At 64.2% G+C, this 19,236-nt stretch carries 13 protein-coding genes and 1 pseudogene; 10 read left to right on the top strand and 4 right to left on the bottom strand.

Going from position 1 to position 19,236, the window contains the following annotated elements; translation table 11 throughout:
* Window positions 1-38: 38 nt before the first annotated feature.
* The gene (gene ubiG / locus FJ419_RS12550; protein ID WP_140692516.1) at window positions 39-788 is read right to left on the bottom strand and encodes a bifunctional 2-polyprenyl-6-hydroxyphenol methylase/3-demethylubiquinol 3-O-methyltransferase UbiG; all 750 of its coding nucleotides are present in this window, start codon (window positions 786-788) and stop codon (window positions 39-41) included.
* A gap of 245 nt (window positions 789-1,033) precedes the next feature.
* On the opposite strand from ubiG, the gene FJ419_RS12545 reads away from it, so the two are divergent.
* Window positions 1,034-1,591 carry a putative glycolipid-binding domain-containing protein gene (locus FJ419_RS12545; protein WP_140692512.1) on the top strand — a complete coding sequence of 186 codons (558 nt, stop codon included), beginning with the start codon at window positions 1,034-1,036 and terminating at the stop codon, window positions 1,589-1,591.
* Between the two features lie 30 nt (window positions 1,592-1,621).
* Here FJ419_RS12545 and FJ419_RS12540 read toward each other — a convergent pair whose 3' ends face one another.
* Entirely contained in the window at window positions 1,622-1,918 is a 297-nt protein-coding gene (locus FJ419_RS12540; RefSeq protein WP_140692509.1) for a hypothetical protein, read from the bottom strand.
* A 212-nt stretch (window positions 1,919-2,130) separates the two neighbouring features.
* Between FJ419_RS12540 and FJ419_RS12535 the strand changes: the two genes are divergently transcribed.
* The 8 genes and pseudogenes from FJ419_RS12535 (at window position 2,131) to FJ419_RS12500 (ending at window position 14,304) form a co-directional block, all read left to right on the top strand.
* Window positions 2,131-3,384, top strand: a complete 1,254-nt coding sequence (locus FJ419_RS12535; RefSeq protein ID WP_140632774.1) for an aspartate kinase — start codon at window positions 2,131-2,133, stop codon at window positions 3,382-3,384.
* Window positions 3,385-3,467: 83 nt separating this feature from the next.
* Window positions 3,468-5,738 (top strand): phosphoenolpyruvate--protein phosphotransferase, encoded by a 2,271-nt coding sequence (gene ptsP, locus FJ419_RS12530; RefSeq protein ID WP_140692506.1) that lies wholly within the window; start codon window positions 3,468-3,470, stop codon window positions 5,736-5,738.
* Between the two features lie 207 nt (window positions 5,739-5,945).
* Window positions 5,946-7,025: a peptide chain release factor 1 gene (prfA, locus tag FJ419_RS12525; RefSeq protein ID WP_140692504.1), complete on the top strand. Its 1,080-nt coding sequence runs from the start codon at window positions 5,946-5,948 to the stop codon at window positions 7,023-7,025.
* The gene (prmC, locus tag FJ419_RS12520) at window positions 7,018-7,887 is read left to right on the top strand and encodes a peptide chain release factor N(5)-glutamine methyltransferase (RefSeq protein ID WP_140692502.1); all 870 of its coding nucleotides are present in this window, start codon (window positions 7,018-7,020) and stop codon (window positions 7,885-7,887) included. The genes prfA and prmC overlap by 8 nt, the downstream gene beginning before the upstream one ends.
* Before the next feature lie 313 nt (window positions 7,888-8,200).
* Window positions 8,201-9,235: a DUF4167 domain-containing protein gene (locus FJ419_RS12515; protein ID WP_246679194.1), complete on the top strand. Its 1,035-nt coding sequence runs from the start codon at window positions 8,201-8,203 to the stop codon at window positions 9,233-9,235.
* Window positions 9,236-9,459: 224 nt separating this feature from the next.
* On the top strand, window positions 9,460-12,066 hold the full coding sequence (clpB, locus tag FJ419_RS12510; RefSeq protein ID WP_140692500.1) for an ATP-dependent chaperone ClpB: 2,607 nt from the start codon (window positions 9,460-9,462) through the stop codon (window positions 12,064-12,066).
* A gap of 115 nt (window positions 12,067-12,181) precedes the next feature.
* A pseudogene (locus FJ419_RS12505) lies at window positions 12,182-12,545 on the top strand (MmcQ/YjbR family DNA-binding protein).
* 220 nt (window positions 12,546-12,765) lie between these two features.
* Window positions 12,766-14,304 (top strand): L,D-transpeptidase family protein, encoded by a 1,539-nt coding sequence (locus FJ419_RS12500; protein WP_140692499.1) that lies wholly within the window; start codon window positions 12,766-12,768, stop codon window positions 14,302-14,304.
* On the opposite strand, the gene FJ419_RS12495 is transcribed toward FJ419_RS12500, so the two are convergent.
* Window positions 14,278-14,910 (bottom strand): TMEM175 family protein, encoded by a 633-nt coding sequence (locus FJ419_RS12495; RefSeq protein WP_140692497.1) that lies wholly within the window; start codon window positions 14,908-14,910, stop codon window positions 14,278-14,280. The two genes, FJ419_RS12500 and FJ419_RS12495, sit on opposite strands and share 27 nt — an antisense overlap.
* Window positions 14,911-15,134: 224 nt before the next feature.
* On the opposite strand from FJ419_RS12495, the gene FJ419_RS12490 reads away from it, so the two are divergent.
* Window positions 15,135-16,688 (top strand): MFS transporter, encoded by a 1,554-nt coding sequence (locus tag FJ419_RS12490; RefSeq protein ID WP_140692493.1) that lies wholly within the window; start codon window positions 15,135-15,137, stop codon window positions 16,686-16,688.
* On the opposite strand, the gene FJ419_RS12485 is transcribed toward FJ419_RS12490, so the two are convergent.
* Window positions 16,685-18,664, bottom strand: coding sequence for a M23 family metallopeptidase (locus tag FJ419_RS12485; RefSeq protein ID WP_181170684.1), 1,980 nt, complete (start codon window positions 18,662-18,664; stop codon window positions 16,685-16,687). The genes FJ419_RS12490 and FJ419_RS12485 overlap by 4 nt on opposite strands.
* Between the last annotated feature and the right edge of the window lie 572 nt (window positions 18,665-19,236).

The raw sequence follows: 19,236 nt of genomic DNA, 5'->3' as shown, positions 1-19,236 counted from the left end.
ACTGGAGGTGTGAAGCGGGCGGGCCGGCTTGCTGCCGTTCAGACCGAAGCTTTCTCCGCCAGCACCATGTAATTGACATCCATGTCCCTGGACCTCTGCCAGCGGTCGGCCAGCGGATGATAGATGACGCCGGTGCGGTCGACCACCGTGAGCCCGGCGGCGCCCAGCGCCTTCGCAAGCTCCTCCGGACGGACCAGCTTGCCGAACTGATGCGTGCCGCGCGGCAGCCAGCGCAGCAGATATTCGGCGCCGATGATGGCAAGGCCGAGAGCCTTCAGCGTGCGATTGATGGTGGCGACGAACATGATGCCGCCGGGGCGGACCATCTGGCCGCATTTGGCAACGAACAGGTCGACATCGGCGACATGCTCGACCACTTCCATGTTCAGGATGACATCGAAGGTCTCGCCGGCATCGGCCAGCGCCTCGGCCGTGGTGGCGCGGTAGTCGACGCTGACGCCGGCCTCCGCCGCATGCAGCTTCGCCACTTCGATGTTGGTTGCGGAAGCATCGGCGCCGACCACTTCGGCGCCAAGCCTGGCCATCGGCTCGCACAGCAAACCGCCGCCGCAACCGATGTCGAGGAAGCGCAGGCCATCGAAGGGCCGCGCCGCGCGCGGATCGCGGCCGAAACGGGCTGCAACCTGGTCGCGGATATAGGCAAGCCGCACCGGATTGAACTTGTGCAGCGGACGGAACTTGCCATTCGGGTTCCACCATTCGGCGGCAAGGGCGGAGAAGCGTTCCACTTCTGCGGCATCGATGGTCGATCGGCGGGGCTCTGGCATAGGCGGGTCTCCTCGAACGCCAAGAAGTCGGGGAACGCTAGGAAGTCGGGCGCGGGGGAGGGAATGTCAAGGCGGGTTTTTGCTGCTGACGTCAGACCGCCCGCAAGCCCAACCATGTCGATGGGTCAGGCCGCGTTCTGTCAGCCCCTGGCAGCTTGGTTGCCGCGCTGCCGAAACAAATCGGATGGGCGAACGAAAGGCTGTTATCGACAGGGAGCGGCAGGCCGAGACGGGAGTGTGCGAAAATGCGAATTCTGGCTTCGATCCTTTGGAAACGGCTCGACCTGGAGGGGCACGACGCTTGCCTGCTTGGCGAGACGGATCATAGCCGGACCCTCAAGGGCCATGCGCTTTTCGTCCACGACGCCGGTCCGTGCGGCCTTGCCTATGAGGTGGATTGCGACCTGAGCTGGCGTACCCGCAGGGCGCGGGTCGACGGTTTTTGCGGCATGCGGGAGATGCATTATCGGATTGAACGTCTTGCCGACGGCCAGTGGCTGCTGAACGGCGCAGGCCAGGCGGAGGTTGCCGGCCTCGTCGACGTCGATCTCGGCTTCACGCCCGCCACCAACCTTCTGGCGATCCGTCGGCTCGAGCTTGGCGCCGGCATGGCGGCGCCGGCGCCGGCCGCCTATCTGGCCTTTCCTGAACTCAGGCTCTCGCGTCTCGAACAGATCTATCGGCGGCTCGACGACAGCCGATATGCTTATGCCGCGCCGGTGTACGGCTACGATGCCGTCCTGACGGTCTCGCCGGCCGGTTTCGTTCTCGACTATCCCGGCCTGTGGCGGTGCGCTGCCTGAGCCGCGAGCGCGCGACCGGCAATGCCGCGATCAACGCGACAGCGCGATCGTCGCATGGTTCATGGCGACGCTGGCCGGCTCGATCGCCTGCACGGCCTCGCTGCCGCCGATCTCGGCCATGATGCGGTCGGCTGCCGCCCCGGCCTGTTCCATGCTCTGCCAGCGCACCACATCCACCCAGCTTCCGTCCTCGCGCCGGCCGAGATGCCGGCTGAGGAAGCCCGGCTGCCGGGCAAGCCAGTCGGTGATGACGCCGTTGCTGGCGACAAAGCCGGCTTCGGCGTCGGGCTTGAGGCGAAAGGTGACGATTTCCAGGGTTTCGGTCATGAGACTCTCCAGCGGGCCGTTTCGCCAGTCTTATGGCATGGTCGGCGACAAGATTCTGTCAGTAGAGGTGGTGCTGGGCCGCTCGTGGCCGCGCTCGCTTGCGAAGCCTTGCTGTTTTGGCTAAGGAGGCCGCATTCCGGCGCCGGGCTTAAACCCGGCGTTTCCTCTCGTTCCGGGCTCGAGCCGGCTTCAGTCAAAGGCATTTCGCTTCCATGGCGCGTATCGTGATGAAATTCGGCGGAACCTCGGTCGCCGACATCGCCCGCATCCGCAATGTGGCGCGCCATGTCAAACGCGAGGTCGATGCCGGCCACGAGGTTGCCGTGGTGGTCTCGGCCATGGCCGGCAAGACCAACGAGCTTGTCGGCTGGACCCGCGAGGCCTCGCCCATGCACGACGCGCGCGAATATGACGCGGTTGTCGCATCGGGCGAGCAGGTTACCGCCGGTCTCCTGGCGATCACGCTGCAGAACATGGGCATCCATGCACGATCCTGGCAGGGCTGGCAGATCCCGATCAAGACCGACAATGCGCATGGCGCGGCACGCATCCTCGATATCGACGGCGCCTTCCTGATCAAGCGCTTCGGCGAGGGCCAGGTGGCCGTCATCGCCGGTTTCCAGGGCATCGGCCCGGACAATCGCATCGCGACGCTCGGCCGCGGCGGCTCCGACACCAGCGCCGTGGCGATCGCCGCTGCCGTCAAGGCCGACCGTTGCGACATCTATACCGATGTCGACGGCGTCTATACGACCGACCCTCGCATCGAGCCGAAAGCCCGTCGGCTGGCCAAGATTTCGTTCGAGGAAATGCTCGAAATGGCTTCGCTCGGCGCCAAGGTGCTGCAAGTACGCTCGGTCGAGCTTGCCATGGTACACAGGGTGCGTACCTTCGTGCGGTCGTCCTTCGACGATCCCGACGCGCCCGGAATGGGGGATTTGCTCAATCCGCCCGGAACGCTTATTTGCGACGAGGAAGAGATCGTGGAACAGCAGGTCGTCACCGGAATTGCCTACGCCAAGGACGAAGCGCAGATCTCGCTGCGTCGCGTCGGCGACCGTCCAGGCGTTGCCGCCGGCATCTTCGGCCCGCTGGCCGAAGCCAACATCAATGTCGACATGATCGTCCAGAACATCTCCGAGGACGGCAAGTTCACCGATATGACCTTCACCGTCCCGTCCGGCGACGTCGACAAGGCGCTTGCCGTGCTGGAGAGGTTGAAACCCGATGTCGGCTACGATGTCGTCCAGTCGGAAGCCGGCATGTCGAAGGTCTCGGTCATCGGCATCGGCATGCGCAGCCACGCCGGCGTCGCCGCCACCGCCTTCAAGGCGCTGGCCGACAAGGCGATCAACATCCGCGCCATCACCACTTCCGAGATCAAAATCTCGATACTGATCGACGGTCCCTATACGGAACTTGCAGTTCGTACTTTGCATTCCGTCTACGGGCTCGATAAGCAATAGCAAGAACTGAGTCAGTTGTTGCGTGAACGCCGGCCGCGGGAGAAACTGCGGCGGGCGAAATGCCCATTGGAGAACAAGCCGCGATGCGTGATACGGCCAGTGGCCCGCGCGTTCTGCTCAAACGGCTTCGCGAGCTCATGCAGGAGCCGCTGGAGCCGCAGGAGCGGCTCGACCGCATCGTGCGCGACATCGCCTCCAACATGGTCGCCGAAGTCTGCTCGCTCTATGTGCTGCGCGCCGATTCGGTGCTCGAGCTCTACGCCACCGAGGGTTTGAACCCCAACGCCGTCCACCTGGCGCAGCTGCGGCTCGGGCAGGGCCTGGTCGGCACGATCGCCGCCAGCGCGCGACCGCTCAACCTCTCCAACGCGCAGGAGCATCCGGCTTTCGCCTACCTGCCGGAGACGGGCGAAGAGATCTACAACTCCTTCCTCGGCGTGCCGGTGCTGCGGGCAGGGCGCACGCTGGGCGTGCTGGTGGTGCAGAACAAGACCATGCGCCATTACCGCGACGACGAGGTCGAGGCGCTGGAAACGACGGCGATGGTGATCGCCGAAATGATCGCCACCGGCGATCTCGCCCGCCTGACCAAGCCGGGGCTGGAGCTCGACCTGCGCCGCCCGGTGAGCTTCACCGGCCTTTCCTTCAATGAGGGCGTCGGGCTCGGCCATGTCGTGCTGCACGAGCCGCGCATCGTCGTCACCAACCTCTTCAACGAGGACAGCGAAGAGGAGGTGCGCCGGCTGCAGTCCTCACTCGGCTCGCTCCGGCTCTCCATCGACGACATGCTGGAGCGGCGCGAGGTCGCGTTCGAGGGCGAGCACCGCGAGGTGCTCGAGGCCTATCGCATGTTCGCCAACGACAGCGGTTGGGTGCGGCGATTGGAAGAGGCGATCCGCAACGGCCTGACGGCGGAAGCCGCCGTCGAAAAGGTGCAGAGCGACATGCGCGCGCGCATGCTGCACATGACCGATCCTTATCTGCGCGAGCGGATGAGCGATTTCGACGACCTCGCCAACCGGCTGCTGCGCCAGTTGATGGGACGCGGTCCGGAAGATGTCGCGGCCTCGCTGCCCAAGGACGCTATCATCGTCGCCCGCTCGATGGGCGCGGCCGAGCTGCTCGACTATCCGCGCGACAAGCTGCGCGGCCTTGTGCTGGAGGACGGCGCCGCCACCAGCCATGTCGTGATCGTCGCGCGCGCCATGGGCATTCCCGTCGCCGGACAAATGAAGGGCGCCGTTTCCATGGCGGAAAACGGCGACGCCATCATCGTCGACGGCGAGGAAGGCACGATCCACCTCAGGCCGCAATCCGACCTGGAAGCCGCCTATGCCGAAAAAGTCCGCTTCAGGGCGCGGCGGCAGGAGGTCTATCGCGAGCTGCGCAAGAAGCCGTCGCTGACCAAGGACGGGGTTCCGGTCGATCTGCTGATGAATGCGGGCCTGGCCGTCGACCTGCCGCAGCTGACGGAATCGGGCGCCGCCGGCATCGGACTGTTCCGCACCGAATTGCAGTTCATGGTCGCCTCGACTTTCCCCCGCGCCGAGGCGCAGGAACGGCTTTACCGCGACGTGCTCGAGGCGGCGCGCGGCAAGCCGGTCACCTTCCGCACCATCGACATCGGTGGCGACAAGGTGCTGCCCTATTTCAAGGGCGCGGTGCAGGAAGAGAACCCGGCGCTGGGCTGGCGGGCGATCCGGCTCACCCTCGACCGTCCCGGCCTGCTCAGGACGCAGATACGGGCGCTGCTGAAGGCCAGCGGCGGCCGCGAGCTGAAGCTGATGCTGCCAATGGTCACCGAGCTGTCGGAAATCGCGCAGGCGCGCGAGATCATCGACCGCGAGGTCCGGCATCTGTCGCGCTTTGCGCATCACCTGCCCACCAGCCTCAAGCTCGGCGCGATGCTGGAAGTGCCGTCGCTGCTGTTCCAGCTCGACGAATTGATGAAGGCGGTGGATTTCGTTTCGGTCGGCTCCAACGACCTCTTCCAGTTCGTCATGGCCGTCGATCGCGGCAACACCCAGCTCGCCGACCGCTTCGACAACCTGTCGACGCCGTTCCTGCGGGTGCTGAAGACGATTGCCGATGCCGGCGCGCGCAACGACACGCCGGTGACGCTCTGCGGCGAGCTGGCCGGCAAGCCGATCTCGGCCATGGCGCTGATCGGCCTGGGCTTCCGCTCGATCTCGATGTCGCCGGCATCCATCGGCCCGGTCAAGGCGATGCTGACCGAGCTGCCGCTGCAGGAACTGAAGGCCTTTTTCGACGACAATCTGATGGCGCCCAGCCAGAAATTGCCGATGCGAGCCTTGCTGCAGGCCTTTGCAGACGATCGTTCGATTCCGCTCTAGATTCACGTGAGGGCGGTCTGCAAATGGCGATTTTCTGCGCTTCCGGCCTTCGCCGGCCGAAGCATTCGTGAGTGGCGCGGCAGCTAAATTAAGGCTATGGCCGGCGTAGGCCGGTGCTCATGTACCTAAATGTACATTCCGATCCGGTTCTCGAAATTCCCCATTTTCGGCTCGCCCTGACGTGAATTCCATCGAAGTTCGAAGATCATGATCAACCTGCCCCGCGACCGTATGGATCAAGTCGTCAAGCGTTTCGACATGCTCGAGGCGCAGATGGCGGCCGGACCCGCCGCCGATCAATATGTGAAGATGGCTTCGGAATATGCCGATATCCAAGAGATGGTGGGCAAGATCCGGGCGCTGCGCGCCGCCGAGCAGGAGCAGGCGGACCTCGAGGCGATGCTTGCCGACAAAGCGACCGATGCCGACATGCGCGCGCTGGCCGAAGCGGACCTGCCGGAGGTCGAGAGCCGCATCGAGATGCTGCAGAAGGACATCCAGATCCTGCTTCTGCCCAAGGATGCGGCCGACGAGAGGAACGCCATCCTCGAAATCCGCGCCGGTACCGGCGGCGACGAGGCGGCCTTGTTCGCCGGCGATCTCTTTCGAATGTATGAGCGCTATGCCGCCTCGCGCGGCTGGCGCTTCGAGGTGGTATCGGCGAGCGAGGGCGAGGTCGGCGGCTACAAGGAAATCATCGCCGCGGTGTCGGGCAAGGGCGTGTTCGCGCATCTGAAGTTCGAATCCGGCGTGCACCGCGTGCAGCGCGTGCCGGAAACCGAGGCCGGCGGGCGCATCCACACCTCGGCCGCGACCGTCGCCGTGCTGCCCGAGGCCCAGGAGGTCGATATCGAAATCCGGGCGGAGGACATCCGCATCGACACGATGCGGGCCTCCGGCTCGGGCGGCCAGCACGTCAACACCACCGATTCGGCGGTTCGCATCACCCATTTGCCGACCGGCATCATGGTGGTGCAGGCGGAAAAGTCGCAGCACCAGAACCGGGCGCGCGCCATGCAGATCCTGAGGGCCAGACTCTACGATCTCGAGCGCAGCCGCGCGGATGAGGAGCGCTCGTCGTCGCGAAAATCGCAGGTCGGCTCGGGCGATCGCTCGGAGCGCATCCGCACCTACAATTTCCCGCAAGGCCGTGTCACCGACCACCGTATTAACCTCACGCTCTACAAGCTCGACCGGGTGATGATGGGCGAGTTGGACGAGATCGTCGGCGCGCTGATCGCCGACCATCAGTCGAAGCTGCTTGCCGATATGGGCCTCGATGGCTGATCGACTGCCCGCTGCGCTCGGACCGCTGCTCAGGGCAGCGCGCGAGCGTCTGGCCATAGCCGGCATCGACGATCCGGCGCTCGATTCGCGGCTGATCGTCGAGCATTTCTCGGGCACGACCCGCACCCAGGCCATCGCCGAACCGGGACAGGAAGTGGGTTCGGCGGCGTTTTCGGCCATCGAAGCGGCCCTGAGGCGTCGCGTCGCAGGCGAGCCGGTGCACCGTATCCTCGGCTACCGCGAATTCTATGGTTTGCGCCTGTCGCTTTCGCCAGAGACGCTGGAGCCCCGGCCGGACACCGAGACGCTGGTCGACGCCGTCCTGCCCTTTGCGCGGGCAACGGCCGAAAGGCTTGGCGAATGCCGCATTCTCGATCTCGGCACGGGCACCGGCGCCATCGCGCTGGCGCTGCTCAGCGCCGTTCCGGCGGCCACCGCGACGGGCGTCGACATTTCGCTCGACGCATTGGCAGTTGCGGCCGGAAACGCCCGGGACCTGGGGCTCGGCGAACGCTTCAAAGCCTTGCATTCCAACTGGTTCGAAAAAGTTTCGGGCCACTACCATGTAATTGCCTCGAACCCTCCCTATATACTCAGTCGAGACATTGGAAATCTGCAGGACGAGGTCCGCGATTTCGACCCGCACCGGGCCCTCGACGGTGGTGCGGACGGTTTGGACCCCTATCGGGTCATTGCCGCTGAAGCGGCGGAATTTCTGCAAGCGCAAGGCAAGGTAGCGGTCGAGATCGGCCATACGCAGAAAAACGAGGTCACCGGGATATTCGCGGCAGCCGGCTATGTGTTAACCGGGTCACATCGCGATCTCGGCGGCAATGACAGGGTTCTGGTGTTCGAGCGTTGAAAGCCCTGATGCAGTGAGAAAAAACCGCTTGGCAATACCGGGGAATGCAGTTAGGGTCCGGCTCAACCGGATGAGACGAAGCAGGCAGTGCTCCCAGCGATTCGGTTTTCCTTGGAAATAGCTGCCTTCTTGCGCAAACGACGCCCAAGCTTCGTGCGGGAATCATCCGGCAAGTGATGTAACCGGGACAGGATGGCACGTGGCGCCAACGCAATTGATGCGGGCGAACGCCGGTGAAGAGACGAAGCGGCTGGCTGCATGAGCGCCACCGTTCGTGAAGAGTTTTTCGAAAATTCACTATGAAGAGAGTCTAATGAGGCCACAACAGCAGAACAGGCGCATGCGCGGTCGCAACAACAATGGCGGCGGTGGCAACAACAACAACCGCAAGGGGCCGAACCCCCTGACCCGCAACTACGAAAGCAACGGCCCGGACGTGAAAATCCGCGGATCGGCTCAACAGATCGCCGAGAAATACGCCACACTCGCCCGCGACGCGCAAAGCTCCGGCGACCGGGTTATGGCGGAGAACTACCTCCAGCACGCCGAGCACTATAATCGCATCATTGCCGCCGCGCAGGCGCAGATGCCGATCCAGAACGCCCAGCAGAATCGCGACGATTTCGACGACGATATGGACGAGGATCGCGAGGAGTTCGACAATATCGGCAACAACAGCGGCAATGGCGCCGATGCGCCGGGCACAGCGAACGGCTCCGGCCCGCAGCCAGTGATCGAAGGCACGCCGGCGGAACTCGCCTACAACCAGGAAAACGGCCGCGACAACAACAGCCGTCGCGACAACAACCAGCGCGACAACAATGGCCGCGACCGGCATCGTGACCGCCGCAACAGCGGCGGCCAGTATGGCCAGAACGGTCAGCGTGGCGAAAACGCCCAGCGCGGCGAGCAGGGCGGCCAGCAGTTCGACCAGAACCGCCGCAATGAGGGACAGGCGCAGCCCGAGGCGACCGGCGAGGCTGGTTCACAGGCCGTGCAGGCGCCGCAGTTCGACAGTTTCTCGCCGGCTGCCCTTGCCGCACAGGCCGAGCTCAACGAAGCCGCCCAGGACAATGGCGGCCGCCGTCCGCGGCGTCCGCGGCGTCCCCGCGGCAGCTATGCCGACCAGGCCGGTGGCGGGCAGGGCGACCAGCCGGAGGGCTCGAGCCTCGAAGGTTCCGGTCCCGAAAGTTCAGGCGAAACGCGCAACGCTGCGAACAATAGCGACGAGGTCGGCGCCAAGCCGGCCGAAGAGGCGAACCAGGCGAGGGAGCCTGCCGCCAGCGAGCCGGCACCTGTTGTCAACGAAGCTCCCGGCGAGCCCATAGCCGCCGACGCAAACAACTGATCCAGACGCCATCTCAAGCATCGCTGACGGCGGAGAGAAATCTCCGCCGTTTTTGCATATGCGCGCCTGGGAATATTCTGCATTGATCGACATCAAGGCGTCTTGAGGGACCGTGGCCCATACACCATATCTGCGCTGAACAGGGCTCGGCTCTTTTGAGCGGGTCCGTCACCGCAATCTGATCCGGTGCCGCAAAGCGGGCCGGTGATGGAAGGAGACAGCGAATGAATCTTGAAAAATACTCGGAGCGCGTGCGCGGCTTCATCCAGTCCGCGCAGACCATGGCGCTGTCGCGCAACCACCAGCAATTCACGCCCGAACATATACTGAAGGTGCTCGTCGACGATGACGAGGGCCTCGCCGCATCCTTGATCGAGCGCGCCGGCGGCAATGTCCGCGACGTCAAGCTCGGCGTCGAAACGGCACTCGAGGCGATGCCCAAGGTCGAAGGCGGCAACGGCCAGCTTTACCTCGCCCAGCCGCTCGCCAAGGTGTTCTCAACCGCCGAGGACCTGGCCAAGAAGGCCGGCGACAGCTTCGTCACCGTCGAGCGGCTGCTGCAGGCGCTTGTCATGGAGAAGTCGGCTAAAACCGCCGACATCCTGTCCAAGGCAGGCGTCACCGCGCAGGCGCTCAACCAGGCGATCAACGACATCCGCAAGGGCCGCACCGCCGATTCGGCCAGCGCCGAGCAGGGCTATGACGCGCTGAAGAAATATGCGCGCGACCTCACCGCCGACGCCCGCGCCGGCAAGCTCGATCCGGTCATCGGCCGCGACGACGAGATCCGCCGCACCATCCAGGTGCTGTCACGGCGCACCAAGAACAATCCCGTGCTGATCGGCGAGCCGGGCGTCGGCAAGACGGCGATCGCCGAGGGCCTGGCGCTGCGCATCGTCAATGGCGACGTGCCGGAATCGCTGAAGGACAAGCAGTTGATGGCGCTCGACATGGGCGCACTGATTGCCGGCGCCAAATATCGCGGCGAGTTCGAGGAGCGGCTGAAGGCCGTGCTCAACGAGGTAACCTCGGCCAGCGGCAACATCATCCTGTTCATCGACGAGATGCACACGCTGGTCGGCGCCGGCAAGGCGGACGGCGCAATGGACGCCTCGAACCTGTTGAAGCCCGCGCTGGCGCGCGGCGAATTGCACTGCGTCGGCGCGACCACGCTCGACGAATACCGCAAGCATGTCGAAAAGGATGCCGCGCTTGCCCGCCGTTTCCAGCCCGTCTTCGTCGACGAGCCGACGGTGGAAGACACAGTTTCGATCCTGCGCGGCTTGAAGGAGAAATACGAGCAGCACCACAAGGTGCGCATCTCCGATTCCGCGCTTGTGTCGGCGGCCGCGCTTTCCAACCGCTACATCGCCGACCGCTTCCTGCCGGACAAGGCAATCGACCTGGTCGACGAGGCGGCGTCCAGGCTGCGCATGCAGGTCGATTCCAAGCCTGAGGCGCTGGACGAGATCGACCGCCGCATCATGCAGCTCAAGATCGAGCGCGAGGCGCTGAAGGTCGAGAAGGACGAGGCCTCGAAGGACCGGCTTGCCCGGCTGGAGAAGGAGCTCGCCGATCTCGAGGAGGAATCGAGCGAGCTGACCACCAAGTGGCAGGCCGAAAAGCAGAAGCTTGGCCTTGCCGCCGACCTGAAGAAGCAGCTCGACGAGACGCGCAACGAACTGGCGATCGCGCAGCGCAAGGGCGAGTTCCAGCGCGCCGGCGAGCTTGCCTATGGCAAGATCCCGGAGCTCGAGAAGAAGCTCAAGGAAGCCGAGGCGCAGGACGGCAAGACCGGCATGGTGGAAGAGGTGGTCACGCCCGACCATGTCGCGCATGTCGTGTCGCGCTGGACCGGCATTCCGGTCGACAAGATGCTGGAGGGGCAGCGCGAGAAGCTCTTGCGCATGGAAGACGAGATCGGCAAGCGCGTCGTCGGCCAGGGCGAAGCCGTGCAGGCGGTGTCCAAGGCCGTGCGGCGCGCCCGCGCCGGATTGCAGGATCCGAACCGGCCGATCGGCTCGTTCATGTTCCTCGGACCGACCGGCGTCGGCAAGACCGAGCTCACCAAGGCGCTGGCCAGCTTCCTGTTCGACGATGAGACGGCGCTGGTGCGCATCGACATGTCGGAGTTCATGGAGAAGCACTCCGTCGCCCGGCTGATCGGCGCGCCTCCCGGCTATGTCGGCTATGAGGAGGGCGGCGCGCTGACCGAAGCGGTGCGGCGCCGGCCATATCAGGTCGTGCTGTTCGACGAGATCGAGAAGGCGCATCCGGACGTGTTCAACGTGCTCCTGCAGGTGCTCGACGACGGAAGGCTGACCGACGGCCAGGGCCGCACGGTCGATTTCCGCAACACGCTGATCATCATGACGTCCAATCTTGGCGCCGAGTATCTGGTCAATCTCAGCGACGACCAGGATGTCGACGCCGTGCGCGACGAGGTGATGAGCGTGGTGAAGGCCTCGTTCCGGCCGGAATTCCTCAACCGCGTCGACGAGGTGATCCTGTTCCACCGGCTGCGCCGGCTGGACATGGACCGCATCGTCGAGATCCAGCTCAAGCGGCTGGAGAATCTGCTTACCGACCGCAAGATCGCGCTGTCGCTGGATCACGACGCCATCGAGTGGCTGGCGTCGAAGGGCTACGATCCGGCCTATGGCGCCAGGCCGCTGAAGCGGGTGATGCAGAAGGAGCTGCAGGATCCGCTGGCGGAGAAGATCCTGCTCGGCGAGATTCTCGACGGTTCGACCGTCAAGGTCACCGCGGGCTCCGACCGGTTGAACTTCCGCTCGAAGCCGACCGTGGTGGCGACGGAAGCCGCCGCCTGATTTCGGGCGAGCTTGAATGACGCGAAGCGCGTCGCATCGTATGGTGCGGCGCGCTTTGTTATTCGCAGTGATTGCGCATAATCAGCTGCCGATTCGGATGACGGCGAAGGACTTCATGAAGCTCGACGATTACAACGCCTTCTGCGCTTCATTGCCCGCCACGACGCATGTCGTTCAGTGGGGCGGCGCCCATGTCTGGAAGGTCGGCGAAGGTGTTCGCCATCGGCGGCTGGAACGAGGGCGGCGAGCTCTTCGTCACCTTCAAATGTTCCGAGATGGCCTATGACGTGCTGAAAGATCAGCCGGGCTGCCGGCCGGCGCCCTATCTCGCCTCGCGCGGCATGAAATGGATCCAGCGTCAGACAAGCCAAAGCATGGATGATGCGGCGCTCGAGGACTATCTGCGAGAGAGCCATCGCCTGGTCGTCCTCAAGCTGACCAGACAGGCACGCAAGGAATTGGGGCTTGCCGCAGGCTAAGGCGCGTCGCGCCGAAAAGGATGCAGTCGATGCGCTTTAGCTGTTGTTTCGCATGTCGGCCCCCAGAACCGCTGCAACATGCATGAGCTCATATTCCTCAAGGTACCGGAAAGCCGCCATCTTCATGCCCGGTTCATGTTGGAATCTTAATTTGGCTAGCTGGTTTGCTGACGAAGGTTCGCCCGCCAGAAGCCCGAGTCGACCGGAGAGCTTGACCCCCATGCTGCGCTTGATCTTTTCCCTTTCGGCACTCGCGGCCGGGCTGGTGTCTTCCAGTGCGTTCGCCATGCCGAGCGCGGATGGTGCGCAGGCTGCGCACCCGGCTGAGCGCGGCACGCTGATGCTGGCCCAGGACGGCAATATCGATATCTACTACGACGCCAGGGGCAACCGCGTGCTGGTCGATGCCGACACCGGCAAGGTCATCGCCATCCAGCCGCCGGGCAGCAGGCTCGACCGCCGCGCGCTTCGCCGGCAGATGCGCATGCAGGAACTCGGCCGCGCGCCGGCCGAAGACGACGACCGCTACTATCTCGACAATCCCGACGACATGGCTCGCTTCCGCCGGCGGCAGCTCGAGGAAAATGGCCGGGTCATCCCGCCGCCGGTCGACGAATATGACCTCAACGACAATTCCGTCGATGCCTATCCGCCGGCGCCCAACAACGATGAAGGCTATGCCACCACTTATCCGGAGGCGCCGAGGTCCAACACAATCAAGCGCCAGCCGCTGAACGAGGCGTCGGTCGATCCGGAGCAGCCGGGCCAGGGCGAAGTGCTCCAGACCAATCCGGATGCCCAGGCGGCACTGCCGCCGAACACTGGTGGCAAGGCCACGGTCGATCCGTCGTTGTCGCTCGGCGTGCGCCAGGACGTCGCGGCGCTGCAGGTGCTGCTCGACCGCGGCGGCGCCTCGCCGGGTGTGATCGACGGGCGTTTCGGCTCGAATGTCGACAAGGCGCTGGCCGCCTATAACGAAATAAACGGCACCAATCTGAAGTCGACCGATGCGGTCGGCATCCAGGCAGCGCTTGCCCAGTCCGGCGGCGACGCCTTTGCCTCCTACACGATCACGCCTGAGGATGCGGCCGGTCCCTACGTCGCCTCGATCCCCGAAGACTACAGCCAGAAAGCCAGGCTCGACCGTATGGGCTACACCTCGGTCACCGAAGCGCTGGCCGAGCGCTTCCACATGGACGAGACCTACCTGAAGTCGATCAACAAGGGCGTGGACTTCAATCGCCCGGGCACGATGATCAAGGTCGCCAATTTCGGCAAGCTGGTGTCGACGCCGGTGGCGCGCATCGTCGCCGACAAGACCAAGAAGGAAGTCTACGCCTACGACGCGGGCGGCAAGCTGGTCGCGGCCTATCCCGCGACGATCGGCTCGGCCGACACGCCCTCGCCCACCGGCATCCACACGGTGTCGCGCATCGCGCTCGACCCGAACTATACCTACAATCCCAACATCAATTTCAAGCAGGGCCAGAACGACAAGATCCTGACCATCCCGCCGGGACCGAACGGTCCGGTCGGATCGGTGTGGATCGCGCTCGACAAGCCGACCTACGGCATCCACGGCACGCCCGATCCCTCCAAGATCGGCAAAACCGAGAGCCATGGCTGCGTTCGCCTGACCAATTGGGATGCGCGCGAGCTTGCCAAGGTGGTATCGCCGGGCGTCACGGTGGAGTTCGTGGGCGGATCAACAATCGCGGATGTCGGCGGGACCTCAACCGATGAGTTTACGCAGCAGTAAGGCGCGCGGCGCCGCGGCATAGATGAGCTGCACCAGCAGGATGAAGCCTATGCTGAGCAGCGGCGTGATCAGGCAAAGCGCCGCGCCGACCGCCCACAGGATCTGCGCCTTGACGATCCGCTTGTAGACGGTGCGTCGCGTCTCCGCGTCGACATCCTCGGCGATCATGCCGTTCCTGTCGGCATACCACCAGCTCGCGAACAGCGTGGCGCCCAGCATGAGCAGGTTCAGCCAGTAGACCAGTACCGCGCCCCTGAATGCCAGGAAATCGGCGAGAAGGTCGGTTGAGAAGGGCAGCAGCGCGATAAAGGCAAGGAAGCACAGGTTGAGCGTCGCGAGCCGCCGGTCCGATTTCGCGATCAGGCCATGCTGTGCCTGCTGTCCGAACCAGAAGATGGTGAGCGTGAGGAAGCTCAGCGCATAGGTCAGGAATCGCGGCGCCAATGCGAGGATCGCGGCGAGCAATTCGCCTTCCGAATGCACCGCTTCGTGCGACGGCACCCTGATCTCCAGCACGATCAAGGTTAGCGCGATGGCGAAAACGCCGTCGGTCACTCCGACGATGCGTCCGCGTCCTTCCGCGGACGGTTCGAGCGGCCGCTTCATGGCTTCCCCCTCTCACACATGATTGCGGAACCTAGCACGCCGTTGGCGGTTTGCATCAGGATTGAGCCCACCTCGTCATCCGGCCCTGGATCAAAAAGAGAGAGCATGATGTCGTCCGAAAAACGCTTCACACTTTTCGGCATCATGCTCTGTCATCTGGTTTCAAGAACAGCGATGCTCTGGCTTGTTGTTGCGCCCTTGCGATGGGGCTAAGCAGGGATCCGATGTCATCAGCGAATGAAACCACTGCCGATTCGCATTCGCCCGCGCGGGCGAACGGCACGTTTTGTCCTCAGACCCGGCGAAAATTCGTGCTGGTCGCTGCGATCCTCGCTTCTGCGCTCGGCTTCATCGACGGTTCGGTCCTGGCGATCGCCATGCCGGCGCTGCGCGCGGATCTCGGCGCCAGTCTGGCGCAAGCGCAGTGGATTTCCAACGCCTATGCGTTGACGCTGTCGGCGCTCATCCTGGTGGGGGGCGCTGCCGGCGACCGGTTTGGACTGCGGCGCGCCTTCGTGGCCGGGATCGCGCTGTTCGTCGCGGCATCGCTCGCCTGCGCGTTGGCGCCCGATCCGGCTATATTGATCGCCTTCCGCGCCATCCAGGGCATCGGTGCGGCGATCATGGTGCCGGGCAGCTTGGCCATCATCGCCAAAGCCTATCCGAAGAAGGAGCGCGGTCGGGCGATCGGCATCTGGGCCGCCGCTTCGGCGCTGACCACGGCGCTCGGTCCCGTGCTGGGCGGCTTCGTGCTCTCGACTTTCGGCAATGGCGTCTGGCGCGCGATCTTCGCCATCAACCTGCCGCTTGGGCTGATCTCGATCTATCTGCTTCTGGCCAAGGTGCCGGCCGACAAGCCGACCGAAAAACGCAGCCTCGACCTCGGCGGCGCGGCGCTGGCGACGCTTGCTTTCGGCCTGCTCGCCTACGGCTTGACGGCGATGAATGCCGAAGGCGCAGGGTTGATGTCGGGCCCGGCGATCGTTGCCGGCGTGGTCCTGCTTGCTGTCTTCATCTTTTACGAGCACAGGCGGCGCGACCCGATGATCGATCTCGGCCTGTTCCGGATCAGGGCCTTTGCCGGCGCCAATCTGGCGACATTTTTCCTTTATTTCGCGCTGTCGGCCAATTTGTTCTACCTGCCGATGCTGTTGATCGCCGGCTGGCGGCTGAGCGCGGCCGAGGTCGGCTTCATATTCGTGCCGCTGTCGGCGCCGATCGCGCTTTTGTCCGGACCGGTCGGCCAGTGGTCGGATCGCATAGGTCCGCGTTTCCCGATCGCCAGCGGCAGCATGGTCGTCGCCATCGCCTTCGCCGGCCTTGCCTTGCTTACCCATTTCGGCATCCACGATTTCTGGATCGGCACCTTTCCGCTGATGGCGCTGATGGGGCTTGGCATGGCGCAGGTCGTGTCGCCGCTGTCGACCGCGGTCATGACGTCCGTCGAGGACAAGGATACCGGGGCTGCATCCGGCATCAACAACGCTGTCTCGCGCGTCGGCGGCCTGATCGCGGTGGCGGCGATGGGGTCGCTGGCGGCCTGGGTTTACGCGCGGATGACCGGCAATGCCGCCGGGCTGCCCGGTTTCGGCGAGCCGCCCGCCTCCGGACTGGCCGCCAACATCGAAGCGGCCAGGATTGCGGCAAGCGATTCGGCTTTCGCCGCGGTCGCAGCGATCACGGCGCTGCTTTGCGTGCTGTCTTCACTCACCGCCTGGTTCACGGTTCCCGGACAGGCATCGCCCTGGCCGCAAAAGACAAACGATGAGCAAGATTAGTTCGGGAGCTGCGAATCAGTCTTGGCGCTGGCGACCTTCAGCGAGTTGCCGTCTTCCTGCTTCAGAAGATCGTCGATGCGCTCGCGCTCTTTCTTGAAGGCGACGAGATCGTCGCCCTTCAAAACCTTGCCGACCGGCAGGCGCACGCGCATCGAATCGACCTTGGTGCCGTTGACGATCAGTTCGTAGTGAAGGTGCGGGCCGGTAGAGAGGCCGGTCTGGCCGAGATAGCCGATGACCTGCCCCTGCCGGACATGAACGCCTTCCTCGATGCCTTTGGCGAAAGCGCTCTGGTGATTGTAGGAGGTCTCGTAGCCATTGGCGTGGCGGATGATGATCTGCTTGCCGTAGCCGCCGGCCCAGCCGGCCTTCTCGACGACGCCGTTGCCGGCGGCGATGATCGGCGTGCCGATCGGAGCTGCCCAGTCGGTGCCGGTGTGCATCCGGACGTAGCCAAGGATCGGATGCCGGCGTGCGCCGAAGCCGGATGTGAAGCGCCCATTGGGCAGCGGATTGCGCAGCAGGAACTGCTTGGCGCTGCTGCCGTTCTCGTCGAAATAGTCGACGCTGCCGTCCTGCATCTGGAAGCGATAGAAATTGCGCGTTTGTCCGCCGAAGGTCGACGAGACGTAGAGAAGCTCGGAGTCGTCGGAGGCCTGGTCGTCGCCGTCGGGTTGGGAAAACAGCACTTCGAGGCGGTCGGAAGGCGAGAGCCGCGACTGGAAATCCACGTCGGAAGCGAGCAGCTTGATCAGCTTCTGCGTCATCGCTTTCGACATGCCGTAGGAATAGGCGGTGCGGTAGATGCCGTCATAGACATTGGGCAGGTTTCCGCGCACTACGACGGGCTGCGAATCATCGAACGCCGTCAAAAGCTCGGGATTGGGCTCCGGCTCCTGCGCCGGCACATACTGGCCACGGTCGTCGAGCGCTATGGTGACGATGTGCGTCGTCTTGTCGTAGACGCTGGTGCGCACGACCTTGGCGATGTCGCCGCGCACCTCGAGGCCAACGCGCAACACTGTTCCGGCCTTTAGCGCCGGGGCGTTCAAGAGCTTGGCGATCGCCTCCGCCATGCCGGTGGCGTCGTCGCCGGTATAGCCCGAATCGGCATAGGCCTCGGCGATATCGGTATCCTTGGTGAAGGGAATGATTTCCTCGGCAAAGGCAGGCGTCTGGTCGTCCGGCGTGGCGCGCGGCGCCACCGACACATTTTCCTGGGTGATCTTCACGTCGTAGGAGCCGGCCATCGATTCGGCGAAGGCATCGCCGAACCGCTGCGGATCGATATAGTGCAGCGCTGCCACCTGGACGGCGCCGTCGCTCAAGCCGGTGCCGGCGTCCCGCACCACCTTTTCAACCTCATCGGCGGAGAGATCGCTCTTTTCGTCGAAGGAGGCTGTCTCGATTGGGAAATCGACCGTCTTCAGGCTCATCTCGCTTTCGACCTTGGCGCCGTAGATCTGTCCGGCGACCGCGGTAGCCGTTGCCGGCTGCGCGTTGTCGTCGCCGTCGTCGCCGAACACCTGCATCGGGTCGAAAGGCGGGTAGGGGCGGCTGGTGGTGTGGCCGGCGGCCAGGGCCATCTTGATCTGCACGAAGGGCATGGTGTGGATAACGTCACGGTCGCCGACCTTGGTGACCATCGACACTTCCATGCGCCGCCGGTCCTTCGCCCGGGCGATCTGGCGGGGTGCCACCAGCCTTGTGGTCTTTGCCTGCTCGCCGGAATCATCGCCGCCGCTGGCAAGACCGATGAGCTCGGCGATTTCCGGCGGGGTCGCCAATTGCTGGCGCCCGTCAAGGGCGGCGAACAAGGCCACGCCCATCAACACGCTCGATGTCACGCCGGTGAGGAAGGTGCCCGACAGCCAGCGCGCCGAGACTTCGCGGCGGTCGGGCGGACCGCTGCGGCCGTCCGCGATCAGCGGCGGCTCGTTGCCGAGTTCGGCTATGACCTCTTCGGTGTCTGGCATCCAGAAAGGCTGCTTCTTCCCCAGGCGAAACGGCTTGTCGTTGTCGTTGTGGCCATGACAATTGCCTGTCACGGCGGTTGAAGTCAAACGAAGCGGCAGGCCGGGGCCGATATCCCCAATCATGCGCCCCCTTGCGCAGGGCGCCCTGTCATCCGTCGTCGGCGCGCCTCGCATGTACGCGCGCGCCTTCCTTATAGGGGCCGGTTTCACGCCCTAATGCGGCGGCAATAGGGCCTCGTTGCGGATAACCCAGGGGCTGCCGCAAGGGCAGTCGGCTATCGAAAAAGTGGTTCGAAAAATTCGTCGCAAAAAATTCAAAAAAGTTCGAAATCGGTGTTGACGCGTCGAGGGAGGTCCGACTATATACGGCCCACGAACGAGGGCGGTGCGCCGCTGGCGACGAAGAAGTTTGCTTCTAGGTCTGCCCTCTGTTGAAATTCAAGAGAGCCGCGTGAGCGACACTCGAGTGGCCCGAAGCCGAAAAGCGAACGGGCTGCGACATTGCGTGAAGCGATGTCTGTTCTTTGACAATTGAAGATTGAAGAAAGAGAAACGTGGGCGGCAGAGTCCTG

Origin of the sequence: Mesorhizobium sp. B2-6-2, assembly GCF_006440615.1 — a bacterium.
GTDB lineage: Bacteria > Pseudomonadota > Alphaproteobacteria > Rhizobiales > Rhizobiaceae > Mesorhizobium.
This window is presented reverse-complemented; position numbering and strand designations above follow the sequence as displayed.